This window comes from Azospirillum sp. UENF 312511 (genome assembly GCF_058780635.1).
Genome location: NZ_JBSNCG010000004.1, coordinates 611,563 through 628,058, shown reverse-complemented (window position 1 = coordinate 628,058; position 16,496 = coordinate 611,563). Strand labels below are relative to the sequence as shown.

At 70.0% G+C, this 16,496-nt stretch carries 10 protein-coding genes; 8 read left to right on the top strand and 2 right to left on the bottom strand.

Translation table 11 applies throughout. From position 1 onward, the window contains the following. Nucleotides 1-86 precede the first annotated feature (86 nt). The 7 genes from ACWPN7_RS28155 to ACWPN7_RS28125 all read left to right on the top strand — a co-directional run bounded on the left by ACWPN7_RS28155 (nt 87) and on the right by ACWPN7_RS28125 (nt 8,631). Nucleotides 87-2,075, top strand: a complete 1,989-nt coding sequence (locus ACWPN7_RS28155) for a GumC family protein (RefSeq protein WP_200476152.1) — start codon at nt 87-89, stop codon at nt 2,073-2,075. Continuing rightward, a complete protein-coding gene (locus tag ACWPN7_RS28150) occupies nt 2,066-2,806 on the top strand; it encodes a polysaccharide biosynthesis/export family protein (RefSeq protein ID WP_459196341.1) in 741 nt (246 codons plus the stop codon). Before ACWPN7_RS28155 ends, ACWPN7_RS28150 begins: the two co-directional genes overlap by 10 nt. After that, nucleotides 2,803-3,615, top strand: coding sequence for a WecB/TagA/CpsF family glycosyltransferase (locus ACWPN7_RS28145; RefSeq protein ID WP_456521928.1), 813 nt, complete (start codon nt 2,803-2,805; stop codon nt 3,613-3,615). The genes ACWPN7_RS28150 and ACWPN7_RS28145 overlap by 4 nt, the downstream gene beginning before the upstream one ends. Further along, the gene (locus tag ACWPN7_RS28140) at nt 3,612-4,934 is read left to right on the top strand and encodes a hypothetical protein (RefSeq protein WP_451996812.1); all 1,323 of its coding nucleotides are present in this window, start codon (nt 3,612-3,614) and stop codon (nt 4,932-4,934) included. Before ACWPN7_RS28145 ends, ACWPN7_RS28140 begins: the two co-directional genes overlap by 4 nt. A gap of 257 nt (nt 4,935-5,191) precedes the next feature. Then, nucleotides 5,192-6,040 carry a class I SAM-dependent methyltransferase gene (locus tag ACWPN7_RS28135; RefSeq protein WP_456529336.1) on the top strand — a complete coding sequence of 283 codons (849 nt, stop codon included), beginning with the start codon at nt 5,192-5,194 and terminating at the stop codon, nt 6,038-6,040. Nucleotides 6,041-6,049: 9 nt separating this feature from the next. Then, complete coding sequence (locus ACWPN7_RS28130) at nt 6,050-7,639, top strand: exopolysaccharide biosynthesis polyprenyl glycosylphosphotransferase (protein WP_407825715.1); 1,590 nt, start codon at nt 6,050-6,052, stop codon at nt 7,637-7,639. 38 nt (nt 7,640-7,677) lie between these two features. Then, the gene (locus ACWPN7_RS28125; RefSeq protein ID WP_200476148.1) at nt 7,678-8,631 is read left to right on the top strand and encodes a glycosyl hydrolase family 18 protein; all 954 of its coding nucleotides are present in this window, start codon (nt 7,678-7,680) and stop codon (nt 8,629-8,631) included. Nucleotides 8,632-8,644: 13 nt separating this feature from the next. Here ACWPN7_RS28125 and ACWPN7_RS28120 read toward each other — a convergent pair whose 3' ends face one another. After that, nucleotides 8,645-9,385, bottom strand: coding sequence for a GntR family transcriptional regulator (locus tag ACWPN7_RS28120; RefSeq protein ID WP_200476147.1), 741 nt, complete (start codon nt 9,383-9,385; stop codon nt 8,645-8,647). Between the two features lie 205 nt (nt 9,386-9,590). Between ACWPN7_RS28120 and ACWPN7_RS28115 the strand changes: the two genes are divergently transcribed. Next, nucleotides 9,591-11,960, top strand: a complete 2,370-nt coding sequence (locus tag ACWPN7_RS28115) for a PHP domain-containing protein (protein WP_459196340.1) — start codon at nt 9,591-9,593, stop codon at nt 11,958-11,960. A gap of 97 nt (nt 11,961-12,057) precedes the next feature. Here ACWPN7_RS28115 and ACWPN7_RS28110 read toward each other — a convergent pair whose 3' ends face one another. Continuing rightward, on the bottom strand, nt 12,058-16,362 hold the full coding sequence (locus ACWPN7_RS28110) for a response regulator (RefSeq protein ID WP_459196339.1): 4,305 nt from the start codon (nt 16,360-16,362) through the stop codon (nt 12,058-12,060). Between the last annotated feature and the right edge of the window lie 134 nt (nt 16,363-16,496).

The following is a 16,496-nucleotide window of genomic DNA, read 5'->3' as shown; positions in this document are numbered from 1 at the left end:
TCCTGATCGTCGCTCTTCTTTCGATCATTGCCGGACTGACCGCCGCCACCTATGCGCGCACGCGCTACGCCGCGGAAAGTCTGGTCATGATGATGATCGACCGCGCGCATGCGGGGATCAGCGACGTGGCCGGGACCCTGCCCTCCATCCTGTCGATCGACGGGCTGAAGTCGGTGGACAGCGAGATCCGCATCCTGGAAAGCCGCCGGGTGATCGAGGACACGCTGAGCGCGCTGGATCCGGTCACGCTGTTCCCGGAAATCGCCCGCCCGCGCCTCTTCGGCCTCCTGCCCGCCGACAGCCCGCAGGACCAGCTCGAAAAAGCCATCGACAAGTTCAAGCGCCGCCTTCAGGTGGAGCAGCAATCCTCCTCCAACATCGTGCGCCTCAGCTTCAGCCACGAGGACCCGGATCTCGCCGCGGACACCGTCAACGCCCTGGCCGACGCCTACCTGAAGCGCCGCCGCGCGATCTTCGACGTTCCGCGCTCCCCCTTCCTCGCCTCCGAACTGGCCCGCCATTCCGACCAGCTGAAGAGCATCGAGGGGCAGATCCAGGCGCTGAAGTCGGAATACGACATCGTCGATCTCGGGCAGGAAAGCCTGCTGGCCGCCAACCAGGTGGACAGCATCGTGCAGCGCCGCCGGCAGACCCAGGAGCGCCAGGCGGCCCTTCAGGCGGAGGTCACGGCGGCCAAGAAACGGCTCGCCGCCCTGCCGGAGCGGGTGTTCGATTTCCGGGAGCAGAGCAACCAGACCCAGAACGACGACGACCGCAACGTGCTGCTCCGCCTGGAGCTGGAGCGCGACCGGATGGCCTCGCAGTTCCTGCCCGACTACCCGCCCCTCCAGGAGCTGGAGCGGAAGATCCGGACGGTCCGGCAGTCGATGAAGGGCGGCGACAAGCCGGTCTACAACACCACGCGCGAGGTCCGCAACCCGTCCATCCCCTTCCTGAACAACCATCTGCTGACGCTGGAGATCGAGCAGGACGCGGTGGCCCGGCAGCTCGACGAGCTGAACCGCCAGCACACGGTGGCGGTGGAGAAGGTCGGGCGCCTGCGCAAGGCGGAAAGCGAGCTGCGCGACCTGGAGCGCACGCGCGGCGTGATGGAGGACATCTACCGCGACTACGCCCAGCGCACCGAGGCCGCCCGCGCCGAGGAGGAGGCCGCCAAGGTGCGCTTCTCCAACGTGCGCGTCGTGCAGCCCGCGGTGGCCCCGGCGACCGGGACGAGCATGGCGCCGAGCTTCATCATCGCCGGTCTGGTCGGCGGCATCCTGCTGGGCGGGGCGGCCGGCGTGCTGGCGACATGGCTGCGCCAGGTCTACATCCTGCCGCACGAGATCGAGCGCGACCTGGGCGTCCCGGCCATCGCCAGCTTCTCCGACACCGACGGCGAGCTGGTGTCCCCCGGCGCCCAGCAGGAGCTGATCCATCTGGCCGCCCAATTGCGCGACCATGGCCTGGACGACCAGCCGATGGCGCTGATCCAGTTCGTGACCGCCAACGACGGCGACGGCGACGCCATCGTGGCGCGCGGGCTGGCGCTGGAATTCGCCAAGGGGCGGGGCCTGCGGACGCTGGTCATCGACCTCTGCGGCGACGGCACCGGCCAGCTGACGGCGATCAACGCAGGTGCCGACGGCGAGGCGGCCGGGGAAGCGGACAGCGGAGCCGGCGAGCGGCTGCCGACCATCGAGCCGCAGGGCACCGGCGATCTCGAAGCGCTGCCCTCCGCCGTGCCGTTGCTCTGGGTGTCGCGGCAGGCGACGGGATCGGCGCTGGGCAGCCTGCGCACCCCCATCGCCCAGTCGCGCCAGATGCTGGAACGGCTGAATCAACGCTTTGACATCATTTTGATCCTGTCGCCGCCGATCGGGAACAGCCATCTTGCCCGCCGGCTGTCGCCGATGGTGGATGCGAACATCCTGGTCGCCCGCGCCGAGCACACCCGCGCGCCGGTCGCCGCCCGGATGCGCGACTCCATCCTCGCGTCCGGCGGCGACATCGTCGGCTTGGTGCTGACCGGCCGTCACTTCCACATTCCACAGGTGATCTACCGATGGCTGTGATGCGGATGGCCGCGATGCGGGGCTTCCTGTTGGCGGCGTTGCTGGCGCTCGGCGCGTGCACCGGCCAGTCGTTGACTCCAAAGGAGACGATGCCCGAGGGCTTCGCCCGCTGGGAGGACTCCACCCCGCCCTACCGGCTGGGTCCGGGCGACCGCTTCCAGGTCAAGTTCATGCTCGCGCCCGACATGGACGAGGAGGTGATGATCGGTCCCGACGGCTCCGCCGGGCTGCGCATGGCCGGGCAGGTCGACGCCGCAGGGCTGACGCCGGGCGAGCTGGCCACCGTGGTCGAGACGCGCGCGCGGCGTTGGATGCGCGCCCCGCAGGTCAGCATCGGGCTGAAGGAGACTCCGTCGAACCGCGCCTACATCGGTGGCGCCGTCGCCCGCCCCGGCACCTACCTGCTGAACGGCCGCATCGGCGTGATGGAGGTGATCATGCTGGCCGGCGGTTTCGACCGCGAGGCGCGGTACGAGGAGGTGGTGCTGATCCGCCGCAACTCCGAGAACAAGCCGATGCTGCGCACCATCGACACCCGCCGGTTCATCGAAACCGGGACAGCGGCCGGCGACGTGCCGCTGGTCGCCGGCGACATCCTGTTCGTGCCGCGCAGCTCCATCGCCGAAACCGGCCTGTGGGTCGAGCAGTTCATCAACCGCGTCGTCCCGTTCGAGCGCACGTTCAACTACACGATCAGCCGCCAAACCGGCGCGATCACGACCTTCCCATGATGACGCCCCAGACCGAACCGGGGCGGGAGCATCCCACGGACACCGTCTTCGGGGTCGCCATCACCCGCCTCGACGTGGCCGGTGCCGCCCAGGCCATCGCCGCGCGGGCACCGGCGGCCCCCTTCGCCTACGTCGTGACGCCAAACGCGCAGCATGTGGTGCGGCTTCACCGCGGCGGCGACGCCCAATTCCGCGCCGCCTACGACGGCGCGTGGCTGCGGCTGTGCGACAGCCAGATCATGCGGCACCTGTCCCGGCGGCTGTTCCGCAAGCCGTTGCCCAGCGCCAGCGGCAGCGACCTGACCGCCCACCTGTTCGCGCGCGTCATCACGCCGGACGATTCCCTCACGGTGATCGGTGGCAACGACGAGCTGGAGCGCCGCCTGCGCGACCGCTTCGGCCTGACCCGGCTGACCCGGCACGACCCGCCGATGGGCTTCGCCGCCGACCCGCGGGAGGTCGAGCGCTGCGTCCGCTTCGTGCTGGACCACCCGGCCCGCTTCGTCTTCCTGGCGGTCGGCGCACCGCAGTCGGAATGCCTGGCGCTGGCCATCCGGAACACCGGACAGGCCACCGGCGTCGGGCTGTGCGTCGGCAGCTCGCTGCTGTTCGTGACGGGACTGGTCGAACGCGCGCCGCCGCTGTTCCGCCGCTTCGCCCTGGAATGGCTGTACCGGCTGGGCCAGAACCCGCGCGGCCACGCCCGGCGGGTCTTCGTGGAATCCCTGCCGCTGCTCGGCATCGCGCTGTCGGCCTGGTGGTCGGAGCAGCGGGGTCAAGCGCGCCCGAAGCCGGCGGCGCGCCCATGATCGTCGAGCTGGGAGCCCGGCAGCGCGGCCGCATCCTGTCGCCCGTCCGGGTGGCGGCGCCCCGCCGTGCCCTGCCCGGCTCCCTGACGGTGATGATCCTGCTGGCGGTGCTGCCCCTCTTCGGGCAGAGCTTCCATTATCTGGTCGATGTCCCGCCGCTCTATGCCCTGTCGAAAAGCTGGCCGGTCCTGACCATCCCGCTCGCCGTCTACGCGCTGGCGCAGATCGAGCTGCCGTTCAAGTCGCTGTGCATCGCCCTGCTCGCCTACCTCGTGGCGATCACCCCGGCGGTGTCCATGGTCCAGCTCGGCAACGGGCTGACCGATGCCATGGCGACCACGGTCAAGGTCTGGCCCTTCGCCTATTACTTCTCCCTCGCCGCCCTTCTGACGATGCTGCGCCCGACGCTGCCGCAGGTGCGCGGCGCGCTGATCGCGCTCGGCGCCGGCACCTTCGTCATCATGCTCGCTCTGTGGCTGGTCATCCCGCCGGAGGCCTACGCCACCGACCCGCTGAAGAGCAAGCTGCTGATGTACGACGTCGAGCGCGGCCCGCGCATCTTCATGCCGATGTTCTTCGGCGTGCTCTTCCTCTTCTACCTGTCCCGGCGGTTCTGCGCGTACCGGGAATGGTGGACCATCCCGCTGCTGCTGATCGGGCTGCTGCTGATGGTCCTGATCTACAAGCAGCGCACGGCTCTGGGCAGCGTCGTCCTGGTGGTCGGCTTCGCCATGATCACCTCGGCGCGCGGCTGGTGGCGGATCCTGGCGGTCGGCATGGCCCTGCTGGCAACGGTCGTCCTGGCGGCCGTCTACAGCGCGGACCTTGCCAACCGGGCCGAGCAGATGCTCGGCGCCTCCCTGTCGATCCGCCAGAACTCCATCGTCCTGGCGCTCGACTACCTGGAGGTGACTCCGTTGCGCTGGCTGCTGGGGGTGGGCGCCGTCACCCGCTTCAGCAACGTGACCCTGGCGGACATCCTGGGCAACAATCAATTCTACCTCGCCGACATCGGCTGGATCGGCATCGTCTTCGAATACGGCGTCATCGGCGCGGTGCTGATCGCGGCCTTCTACGTCGCGGCGCTGCGCAGCGCCCGCAAGGCCGCCACCGGCGACGATCCCATGACCCAGGCGCTGGGCGATTACGTCCTGTTCGCCCTGGCCACCTCGACCATCTACTCCGTCGTCTTCACGCCCGGCGAGGTCGCCAGCGTGATGGCGCTCGCCCTCTACTGGCGCAACGCCCGCCGGCAGGCCGGCGCCCAGCGCCCCCTTCACCCACCGAAACGCCCGGTCTTCGGCATGGGAAGACCATGACCGCCGCCGCGTCCCCGGCCTTGCTCCGCCGATGTCTGCAACGTGATCGCCATGCATGGCGGGAACCACCAATCATGAGCATGACCAATGAATCGCAAGGCGAGCGCAGCAGGATCACCAGGCTACACCCCTCCGGAAATCTTCAAAATGCGACAGAATTGCAAAATTCGGTTGTGACTCTTTGTCGAAATTTATCGTATCGGCGTCGCCAATACTTGCTTAAGCCATTTTGAACAGTGTGGTAGTAAGAGGTCATCATGTCACCTCAACCCCCAATAGCATTTTCGTCGGCGCTGCACCGCTATGTGCATGGCGGCCATCGCCGTGTGGACGGCTGGCTGTCGCGCCTGGACGCCAGCCTGATCGCCACGGTCGGCGTCTGGCAGAGCGCCGAGGGCGTGGCGGGGAGCGTCGGCGAGATCGGCGTCCATCACGGACGGCTGTTCATCCTGCTGGCGCTGGTGCGCCAAGCGGGTGAGCGGGCCTTCGCCATCGATCTGTTCGACGACCAGCAATTCAACGTCGACCAGTCGGGACAAGGCGACGAGACGGCCTTCCGCGCCAACCTCGTCCGCTTCGGGATCGAACCGGCGTCGGTCGAAGTGGTCAAGGGCAACTCGACGACTCTCGCCTGGACCGGCCTCGCCGGCCGGCTGGGTCCCGCGGTCCGCCTGTTCAGCATCGACGGCGGCCACACCGCCGACATCACGCGCCACGACCTGGGCATCGCCGACGACAGTTTGGGCGACGGCGGGGTGATCGTCCTCGACGACTACTTCAACCCGGAATTCCCCGCCGTGTCCGAGGGCATGTGCCGCTTCATGGCCGATCGGCCGGGAGCCCTCGCCCCTTTCGCCATCGGCGACAACAAGCTGCTTCTGGCCCGCCCGGACTGGGCGGAGCGCTACCGCGCCATGCTGGTCGGCGCGATGGCTTCGCGCCATTTCGTGCGCGACACCGAGCTGTTCGGCCAGCCCGTCACCGTGTTCCGCACGCCACGGACGCCGATGCAATTCATCCGGCAGACCGGCCTGACCCGCCGGCTTCGCTCCCATCCGCTGGGGCAGGCGTTGAAGCCGATCATCCGCCGCTTCGTGCAGGGGTAAGAAACCGCCATGCGCGACGACGTGCAGGTCCGTTCTCCGGCTGAAGAGCGAAGCGCCGTTCCGGACCCTGCCGCGTCGTCGCCGCCGGCCACCCCGCCAGACGTCGCACCGGATGCCGCACCGCCGGACGTCGCGCCGCCTCCCGGTGACTTCGCCGGGGCGCGGGATGGCTGGCTGCACTGGACCCACGGGTTGGTCAACCGGCTGGTGAAGGGGACGGACGGGTTCCTTCTGGCGCTCGCCGGCCTTGCCGCCTGGGCCGTCTGGACCGCCCGGACAGACGGCGAGTCCTTCGACGATGGCCGCCTGCTCATCCAGGCCGTCATCTTCACGGCCATTACGCTCGGCGTCTATCTGCGCGCCATGACCACCATCGGCGCCTACCGGGTCGAGAATTACCGGCACTGGGGCAAGTCGCTGCTGGACGTGGTCGGCGGCCTGCTGCCGGCCGGAACCGTCCTGTCCCTGCTCATCTGGGCTTTCCTTCCGGAGGTCGGCCCATCGGACATGCTCGCCTTGTGGGGCGGGACGGCGCTCGCCGCTCTGGGGGCGGGACGAGCCGTGGCGGCGCGGGGCGTGCGGCTTCTGGAGGAGCGTGGGGTGCTGCGCCGCCGGGTCGTCATCCTGGGCGCGACCGACGTCGCGGAGCGGATGATCGCCCACCTGTCCCTGCCGGAGCACCGGGCGAACTACAGCATTCTCGGCCTGTTCGACGACCGCGACAGCGACCGCCGGCCGGCGTCCCTGGCCGGCCTCCCGGTGTCCGGCGACCTGACGGACTTCAAGCGCTTCCTGCCGGACAACCGTGTCGACATGGTCGTCATCGCCCTGCCCTGGCGGGCGGCGATGCGCATCCACAGCCTGCGCATGCAGCTTCAGATGATCTCCCTCGACATCCTGATTCCGCTGGACGAGGAGAGCATCCGGCTGCGGCTCGCCAACCTGCGGCACATCGGCGACATCCCGGCCCTGCTGGTGATGCGGCAGCCGCTGCGCGGCATGCAGATCGTCGTGAAGCGGATCGAGGACGTCGCCGTCGCCGGCCTGGGTCTGCTCGTCGCCTCACCCTTCATGCTGGCCGCGGCCATCGCGGTCCGCCTGGATTCGCCGGGGCCGATCATCTTCCGGCAGACCCGCGTTGGCTTCAACAACCGCCCCTTCACGATGCTGAAGTTCCGCACCATGAAGGTGGACGACAGCGACGACGGCGCCGTCGGCACCAGCCGCGACAACCCGCGCATCACCCGCGTCGGCCGCTTTCTCCGCCGGACCAGCATCGACGAGCTGCCCCAGCTCTTCAACGTGCTGACCGGCGACATGTCGGTGGTCGGCCCACGCGCCCATGTCCCGAACATGCGGGTCGGCAACCAGCGCTACGCCGAGGTGGCGCGCGAATACGCGGCGCGCAGCCGCGTCAAGCCGGGGATCACCGGCTGGGCCCAGATCAACGGCATGCGCGGCGGCATCCACACCGTCGAGAAGGCGCGCGTCGGGGTTGACATGGACATCCACTATATCGAGAACTGGTCGCTATGGCTCGATGCAAAGATCATCATCAGCACCGTGACCACCGGCCTGTTCGGGCGCGACGTGTTCTAGGCGCCCTGGCCCTCGCCGCCGGGCTGCTGGCGGGTGGCATGACGGATGCGAAAGCGGGCACGGGCGCGCAAGGTCTGCCGGCGCGTCCCCTGCTCGTCTATCACGACAGCTGGTACGAGCGCCCGGCCACCGGCCCGGCCGCCACGACTCTGGCGACGCTTCCCGGCTACATGAATCTGGTCGCCCTGTCCTTCGTCCGGCCGGACGCCGCTTATCCCGGCCGCCTCGACCTCAAGGAAACCGGCTTGCAGTACGGCTTTCCCGGCACGGTGCTGAGGGACGCCATCGCGCTGTTGAAGCAGCGCCAGCCGGGCACCCGCGTGCTGCTCGCCGTCGGCGGGGCCAACTACGCCAATTGGGACGCGCTGAACCTCGACGCGCTGGTGCGGCTGGTCCAGGACCTGGGCGTCGACGGGATCGATCTGGATTTCGAACCGGTGTCCCCCGGCTGTTCGGTCCGGGGCCGGGTGCGCTGCCTGTCCGACGCGATGTGGCTGGATTTGGTCGCGCGTTTCCGCGCCGCCTTCCCGCGTCCCCTGCTGCTGACCGTGCCGGGCTGGAGCATCGGGGCCTATGGCGAGGGCGCGTTCCGGGACGCCCAGCCGCGCGGCCCCCACACCGGGTCGATTCTCAACCTGCTGCGCTCCCCGCAGGCGGCGGCGATTGACCTCGTCTCCATCATGGCCTATGAGGGCGGCCCGACCTTCGATCCCTGGCAGGCCTGGCAGGCTTACCGGCAGGTCTGGAAGGGGCCGCTCGCCCTCGGCGTCCAGGTGCCGCCGAGCCAGCTCGGCGGGCCGACCTACACGGTGCCGCTGGCGGAACAGCTCGCCCGGAACGTCGCGCAGGACCCGCAGGGCGGCATGATGCTCTACCCGCTTCTGGGGCGTCCGCCCGGCACGCTCGGGCCGGACAATCCCGACGGACGCCTGCTGGCCCAGGCGCTGTGCCGCGGGCTGGGCCTCGACGGTTGCGCCGAGACGCTGCGCTGAGCGGTTCGCGGCTTTACCCCTCCCAGCGGTGGGACAGCACGAAGCTGTAACGCTCCGGACGGACGTGGAAGACGGCGTGGTCGGCGCAAGTGCCGTCGGCGAAGAACGACCGCCGGATCATCACCAGGACTGGCATCCCCGCCGTCCCGCCAAGCGGTTCGGCGACCGCCGCACCGGCGGCCTCGGCCTTGACCTCGACATCGGCGCCGACCACCGGCTGCCCGGTGACCTCCCTGAGGATGGCGTAGACCGGCCTCTCCCCCGCCGCCGCCCAGTCGACGCCCTCCAGGTCCGGAGACAGCAGGCTGCGCCCCAGCGCCACCGGCTCCCCATCCACCAGATGCAGGCGGCGCACCTCCAGACAGCGCGGGCCGAACACCCCCGTCAGGTCCGGCGGTGTGACGGTCATGCCCGCCGACAAATGGCGCATGCTGGCGTTCAGCCCCTGGAGCCGCAGGGATTCGTGAAAGCTGCGCAGCCGGTCCAGCGGGTGGCGGACGCGCTTGCCCGCCGTGAAGGTGCCCTTGCCCTTGCGCCTCTCGATCAACCCTTCCGCTTCAAGCCGGTCGAGCGCGAGGCGGACCGTCACCCGGCTGACCGCGAAGCGGATGCCGATCTCGCTCTCGCTCGGCAGGCGGCCCGACGGCTCGAACCGGCCCGCGGCGATCTCCTCGCGCAGGCGGTCGGCGATCTGCCGGTAGAGGGCCGTCGCGTTGTCGCGCACCAAACTGTCCCGCACCAAATTGTCCCGCATCGGGGCCACCGTTCCCTCCCCGCCCGTGGCGATCGTGTCCGCGCCTTGATGCCACCGCAGTCCGGCCGGCTCAAGCGCGCCGATCCTCCCCGAACACGGCGCCATCCGGTGGGACGCCCCACATGTCTTATATTGTATCATTCAACTTGTTATGCAATGTATTAGCCGTTGCGGCACGCCGCCCCCATGCCCGAGGTCCCGTCCCATGAGCGATCCCGTCCCCGCCGGCCACATTGCCCCCGCCGGCCTTTACGAGCGGAACAAGGCCCGTCCCTTCCTCGGCGCCACCGCCTGCTCCCACCGGCGGTTGGTGGCCGGTGAATGGACCGAGGTGACCCTGGCCTACGAGGTCGGTGGGTCGGGCCTTGCCGACGGGGCGGGGATCAAGCTGGCGATGAAGTTCTATTCGGACTGGGCGCTGTTCCAGACCAGCGACCCCACGGCGGCCAACTTCGTCTCCGCCGAGTACGAGGCCGGGCCGCTGGTGCCGGGGCAGAGCCCGGCGACCGTGCAGGCGCTGAAGGTGCGCTTCGACCAGAAGGGGCACGAGCGGCCCTACCAGAAGGCCATCGTCATCGACGTGATCGACGGCTACCTGAATCCCGGCGACCGCATCGTGATCCGGCTGGGCGACCGGCGCCAGGGCGGGCCGGGCACGCGGGTGCAGACCTTCGTCGAGCAGGGCTTCCGCTTCCGCGTCTTCATCGACCCGCTGGGCAGCCAGAAATACGCGGAGGTGCCGGGCGACTGCGTGATCGACATCGTGCCGGGCGTTCCCGCCGCCCTACGGCTGGTCGCGCCGCGGCTGATCGCTCCCGGCCCGGCGTCGCTGCTGCTGCGCGCCGACGACGCCTGGGGCAACTGCTGCCTTGACGCCACGCTGGACGCCACCCTCACCGTCACCGGGCCGAATGGCACCGGGCCGGAGGGCGAAAGCGCACGGACGGTCGCGTTGGTCCCCGATCCCCAGGCGAACGGCTGGCTGGTCCGGCGCGAGGCTCTCGACCTCGGCGCCGGGGAATGGCGGATCGCCGCGACGGCGCCGGGCCTCGCCCCCGCCGAAGCCTTCGTCACCGCCGAGAACGGGGCGCCGCGCGCCGTCTACGCCGACCTGCACGTCCATTCCAACGACACGGTGGGCACCAACGACACCGCCTACAACCTGTCCTACGGGCGCGACGTGGCCGGGCTGGACGTGCTGGGCTACACCGCCAACGACTTCAACGTGACGGAGCGCGCCTGGACCGAGGCGGTCGGCCTGATCGACCACTACAACGAGCCGGACCGCTTCGTCTGCTACCCCGGCACGGAGTGGTGCGGCAACTCCGCGGCGGGCGGCGACCACAACGTGATCTTCCTGCGCGACGGTCCGCCGCGCTTCCCGGCGGACGGGCGGGGGCAGCCGGTGCGTTCCTTCGAATGGAACGAGTCGACCCGCGGCGCGCTGCGCCCCGGCGCCTGGCCGCTCGACGACCTCTACGCCGCGTACCGGGACGACCCGGAAGGCCATCTGCTGATCCCCCATGTCGGCGGTCGGCGCTGCAACCTCGATTGGCACCACCCGGAGTTGGAGCGGCTGATCGAGATCGGGTCCGCCTGGGGCCAGTTCCACTGGGTCTATGCCGAGGCGCTGGCCCGCGGCTACCGGCTCGGCGCCTCGGCGAGCAGCGACGAGCATCAGGGGCGCTGCGGCGGCGGGGCGCCGGCGACCGCGGTGTTCGGGGCGCGCGGCGGGCTGACCGGCGTCTTCGCCGACCGGCTGGACCGCGCGTCAGTGGGTCGGGCGCTGCGGGCGCGGCGGACCTTCGCGACCACCGGGGAACGCAGCTTCGCCAGCCTGCGGCTGGGCGACCGCTGGATGGGCGAGGTGGTTCAGGCCGCCGCGGGCGACGCGCTGGATTACCGCCTGCTCGGTGACCGGGGTTGGGAAAGCCTGCGCCTGTTCGACGGCGACCGGCTGGTCTGGGAGCGCGACCTGCACCGCGAGCTGGGCCTGTCGGAAACGAAGATCCGCCTGCGGCTGGGCGGCGCCCGCATCAAGGACCGCTACCGCGGCGCCTATTGGGACGGCGGGATCACCGTCACCGGCGCCGCCGTGCAGCGGGTCGAACCCTTCGGCTTCGACCATCCGGAACAGGGCTGCTGGCGCCGCGACGCCACCACCGTCGCCATCCGCACCGTCACCCACGGCGACAGCGACGGGGTGGAGCTGGCGCTGTCGCGGCTGGCCGGGGCGCACATCCAGGTGCGGCTCGCCATCGGCACCTACGTGAAGGTCGGCAACCCGCTGACCCCGCCGCCCAACCCGCACGCCCCGGAAGCGGTTCTGGACATCGACGGTAACGCGCTGCTGGCCGATGCGGACGCCGGGCGGGTCACCCGCGTGCTGCCCGGCACCGAGTTGGAGGTGACGGTGGAACGGGTCACCGAGGCGCCCCTGCCCCGCGACCTCGCCGGGCGCATCCCGCTCGCCGACCTCGCCCTCGCCCCGGGCCGCGAACATCCGCTGTTCCTGACCGCACGCCAGCGCGACCAGTCGCGGATCTGGACCTCGGCGCTGTTCCTGACGCCGTGAGCGAAGGCCACCGCGCCCATCATCAAGCCCTCCGTCAAGTCCGCAGTGGCGGGACGGAGGGCGGCCCGGCTGTAGTCGCCGGCGACGGAAAGGGCGCTCAGCAGGGCGGCTTCACCGCCTTGTCCAACGCCTCGGCCAAGGCGGCGTCGTCGTAGGGCTTCGGCAGGTGGACGCCGCCGGCGGGCGCCCGGTCGGCCCCCGACGCGAACACCACCGGCAGGGCCGGGTGACGTTTGCGCAGCGCGGCGGCCAGCTGCTCTCCCGATTGTCCCGGCAGGCTGATGTCGGTCAGCAGCGCGTCGACGGGCTGGGTCTCGGCAATCGACAGGGCTTCCTCGGCGTTGCCCGCTTCGACGACCGAATGGCCGAGCCCGGTCAGCATCTCCACCGTGACGAGGCGGATCAGCGCATCGTCCTCCACCACAAGCACGCGCAGGCCCTGACGGCCGTCCGCCGTCGCCGTCGCGGGTTCGGCGGATGGATTCGCGGTCGCTTCCCTTTTTCCGGACTGCCCCATGGATCGCTGCATCTGGTTGCGCAGGACATGCCGGACCTTACGGGACAGCGCCTCGCGGGTGTAGGGCTTGCTCAGCAGTTCAACGCCGAGATCGAGCCGCCCGCCATGCACGATCGCGTTCTCGGTGTAGCCCGAGGTGAACAGGACCGCGATCCCCGGCAGACGCTCCTTCGCGCGGCGCGCCAGATCCGGGCTGCGCAGCGGCCCCGGCATGACGACGTCGGTGAACAGCAGGTCGATCGGCACCCCGCTTTCCACAATGGCCAGCGCGCTCTGCGCGTCCCGCGCCTTGAGCACGCGATAGCCCAGATCGGCCATCATCTCGACCACGGTCGCCCGCACGTCGTCATCGTCCTCGACCACCAGCACGGTTTCCGACCCGCCCGCCTCCGGCCCATTGTCGATCACCGTCACGACGTCTTCCGCCTGATGCGCGCGCGGAAGATACACGCGGACCGTGGTCCCCTGGCCGGGTTCGCTGTAGATCTTGACGTGCCCGCCCGACTGCTTGACGAAGCCGTAGACCATGCTGAGGCCAAGGCCGGTGCCCTGCCCTTCGGGCTTGGTCGTGAAGAACGGTTCAAAGACGTGATCCAACACGTCCGGCGGGATGCCGCAGCCGGTGTCCGTCACCGCCAGCATGACGTACTGGCCGGGTTCCACCTCGGCGTGCCGGGCGGCGTAGGGATCGTCCAGGAAGGCGTTGCCGGCCTCGATGGTCAGCCGGCCGTGGCCGTTCATGGCGTCGCGGGCGTTGATCGCCAGATTGAGCAGCGCGTTCTCGACCTGGCTCTCGTCGGCGAAGGTGGTCCACAGGCCGCCGGTGATCATGGTCTCGATCTCGACCCCCTCGCCGAGCACGCGGCGCAGCATCTCGTCGAGCCCGCGGACGAGCCGGCCCAGATTGACCACGCGGGGGGCGAGGGGCTGGCGGCGGCCGAAGGCGAGGAGCTGGGAAACCAGCTTCGATCCCCGGCTGACGCCGCTCAGCGCGTTCTGAAGCCGCTGCTCGGCCCGGTCGTTCCCCGCGATGTCCTTCGCCAGGAGTTGGAGGTTGCCGGAGATCACCTGGAGAAGGTTGTTGAAGTCGTGCGCCACCCCGCCGGTCAGCTTGCCGACCGCATCCATCTTCTGGGCTTGGCGAAGCTGCGCCTCGACCTGCTCCCGCTCGGTGATCGCCGAGGCGATGCGCTGCTCCAGCAGGTCGTTGAGGCGTCTTTGCGCGTCCTCGACCTCCTTGCGCTCGGTGATGTCGATCACCGAACCGATGTAGCCGAGGAATCCGCCCTCCGCGTCGAAGCGCGGGGCGGCGGCGTCGATCGCCCAGCGATAGGCCCCATCGACCCGTCGCAGCCGGTACTCCAACCGGAACGCTTCCTTCTTCGCGTTGGCGGCCAGGAACATGTCCTCGGCGGCCTGACGGTCGTCGGGATGAGTCGCTTCCAGCCAGCCGAAGCCCAACCCCGTCTCGGGAGTCTGTCCGGTGAACTCGTACCAGGACTTGTTGAGATAGGTGCAGGAGCCGTCGAGTTCGGTGACCCAGACCATCACCGGGGCGTGGTCGGCGAGATTGCGGAAGCGCGCCTCGCTCTCGCGCAGCGCGTTGTCCACCTCGCGGCGCAGGCGCACCATGGCCAGGGCGGTGTCGACGCGGGCGATCAGCTCGCGCGCCGAGAACGGCTTGACCAGATAATCGTCGGCGCCGGCCGACAGGCCCTCGACGCTCGCCTCCTCGCCCGCCCGGGCCGACAGCAGGATGACCGGCAGGTCGCGCAGGTCGGCATCCTCGCGGATCGCGCGCAGCAGGCCGAAGCCGTCCAGCACGGGCATCATGATGTCGGTCAGAACGAGGTCCGGTCGGTTCGCGCGCATCGCCGCCAGGGCCGCCTGACCGTCGGGCACCGCCTCGACCGCGTAGCGGCCATTGAGAAGGCGGCTCACATAGTCACGCATGTCGGCGTTGTCGTCGGCCAGCAGGAGGCGCGGACACCCACCCGTCTCCGGCGCCACCACCGTCTCCGCGGCGCCGATGAAGGGGACCGGCGCTCCGCCTTCGGCGGCGGCCGAGCCGGGCAGCCAGCGCAGTGCCTCCTCCACATAGGTTTGAGTACGCGCGCCAGCTGGGGCGCCGGTCGGCTCCGCCAGGACGCGCTCCTGCGGAAGGTGGGCGGTGCCGAACGGCACGGTGACGATGAAGACCGAACCGTGGTCCATCTCGCTCTCGACCCGGATCGTGCCGCCGTGCAGTTTGACGAGTTCCTGGACCAGGGCGAGGCCGATGCCGGTGCCCTCATGGCTGCGGCCCCGCGCGCCTTCGACCCGGTGGAAGCGCTCGAACAGGCGCGGCAGTTCGGATTCGAGGATGCCCGTGCCGGAATCGCTCACCCGGAGTTCGGCGCCCTCGCCGACCGGCCTCAGCGACACCGCGATCGCGCCCTGGAAGGTGAATTTGAAGGCGTTCGACAGCAGGTTGAGGACGACCGTCTCCCACATGCCGCGGTCGACATGGACCGGACCGGGGAGCGGCGGGCAGTCGACGACGAGGCGCAGCCCGGCCCGCTCGCAGGCCGAGCGGAAGCCGCTCGCCAGTTCGGCCGTGTAGAACGCGAGGTCGGTCGGCTCGTAGCGCGCCTGGGTCCGCCCGGCCTCGATGCGCGAGAAATCCAGGAGCGCATTGACGAGCTTGAGCAGGCGCTGCCCGTTGCGGTGGACCACCACCAAGTCCTCGCGATGGTCCGCCATCCGCTCCGGCTCGGCCTGCAACACCTCCTCCAACGGCCCCAGCATGAGGGTCAGCGGCGTGCGGAACTCGTGGCTGACGTTCGAGAAGAACACCGTCTTGGCGCGGTCGATCTCGGCCAGCATCTCGGCCCGCCGGCGCTCGGCCTCGTAGGTCTGGACGTTGGTGATGGCCGCGGCGATCTGCCCCGCCACCAGCCCCAGGAAGCGCCGGTAGCCGTCGTCGAACAGGCGGAACGGATTCAGGCCGACGACGAGAAGGCCGGCCCGCCCCGCCTCGCCGCTGGCCGGAACCGGAATCGCCGCGGCCTGGGCCGGCGGACGCCGCCAGACGCCGGGCGGAAGGTCGGCGCCGAACGTCGCAGCAAGATCGTCGACCAGCACCGGGTCGTGGAGCGTCGGGGTGAAGGGCCACACCGATGTGCCGTCCACCGCCAGCGTTTCCGGAGCCGCCGGATGGCCGCGCCCGATGCCGCAGGACCCGGCGAGGGCGGCGCTGGCCCCATCGGGCTCGGCCACATAGAGCAGCGCGAAGGGCATGTCCCGCGGGTTGGTGGCGAGCGCCTGGGCGCTGCGCTCGCACACCTCCGGCAGGGTCCGGGCGTCGGCGGTGCCGGCGGCCAGATCGCGCAGCAGGGTGAGCTGCCGTTCGCCGATGATCCGCTGCGTGTCGTCGGAGTTGGCGCAGATGATGCCGCCGGGGCTGCCGTCGTCGTCGGGAACCGGGCTGTAGGAGAAGGTGTAGTAGGTCTCCTCCGGGTAGCCGTTGCGCTCCATGACAAGGAGCTGCCCCTCGACGTAGGTCCCCTCGTCCCCCGTCATGGCGGTTGCCAGCATCGGTCCGATGTCGCCCCAGATCTCCCGCCACACGACCGAGGTCGGCCGCCCGAGCGCCCAGGGATGCTTGCCGCCGATGATCGATTTGTAGGCGTCGTTGTAGAGATAGATCAGGTCCCTGCCCCAGCCGATCCAGATCGGCTGGCGGGAGGTCAGCATGATCCGCACCGCCGTCTTCAGGCTGCGCGGCCAGTCCTCGGGCGGACCGAGCACCGTCGATGCCCAGTCGAACGCGCGCATCTGGGCGCCCATCTCGCCGCCGCTGGCGAGGAAATCGGGAGCGGTGGAGACGTCGGTCTCGTTGGACATACGCAGGCGTCCCGTCCTTTGTTCCAAACCCCCTCTACAACAGGGGCGCGGCCATTGCCGCACAGCGGGACGCCACTTTAAGCTGATACGGGGGGCGGCGGCGAGAAACGATTTGTTAGCCCAATAGCCATAGG

Bases quoted from the DNA above. Each gene is read 5' to 3' on its own strand.
- ACWPN7_RS28155 (WP_200476152.1), top strand. From the start codon at position 87: ATGATGATGATCGACCGCGCGCATGCGGGGATCAGCGACGTGGCCGGG.
- ACWPN7_RS28150 (WP_459196341.1), top strand. From the start codon at position 2,066: ATGGCTGTGATGCGGATGGCCGCGATGCGGGGCTTCCTGTTGGCGGCG.
- ACWPN7_RS28145 (WP_456521928.1), top strand. From the start codon at position 2,803: ATGATGACGCCCCAGACCGAACCGGGGCGGGAGCATCCCACGGACACC.
- ACWPN7_RS28140 (WP_451996812.1), top strand. From the start codon at position 3,612: ATGATCGTCGAGCTGGGAGCCCGGCAGCGCGGCCGCATCCTGTCGCCC.
- ACWPN7_RS28135 (WP_456529336.1), top strand. From the start codon at position 5,192: ATGTCACCTCAACCCCCAATAGCATTTTCGTCGGCGCTGCACCGCTAT.
- ACWPN7_RS28130 (WP_407825715.1), top strand. From the start codon at position 6,050: ATGCGCGACGACGTGCAGGTCCGTTCTCCGGCTGAAGAGCGAAGCGCC.
- ACWPN7_RS28125 (WP_200476148.1), top strand. From the start codon at position 7,678: ATGACGGATGCGAAAGCGGGCACGGGCGCGCAAGGTCTGCCGGCGCGT.
- ACWPN7_RS28120 (WP_200476147.1), bottom strand. From the start codon at position 9,385: ATGCGGGACAATTTGGTGCGGGACAGTTTGGTGCGCGACAACGCGACG.
- ACWPN7_RS28115 (WP_459196340.1), top strand. From the start codon at position 9,591: ATGAGCGATCCCGTCCCCGCCGGCCACATTGCCCCCGCCGGCCTTTAC.
- ACWPN7_RS28110 (WP_459196339.1), bottom strand. From the start codon at position 16,362: ATGTCCAACGAGACCGACGTCTCCACCGCTCCCGATTTCCTCGCCAGC.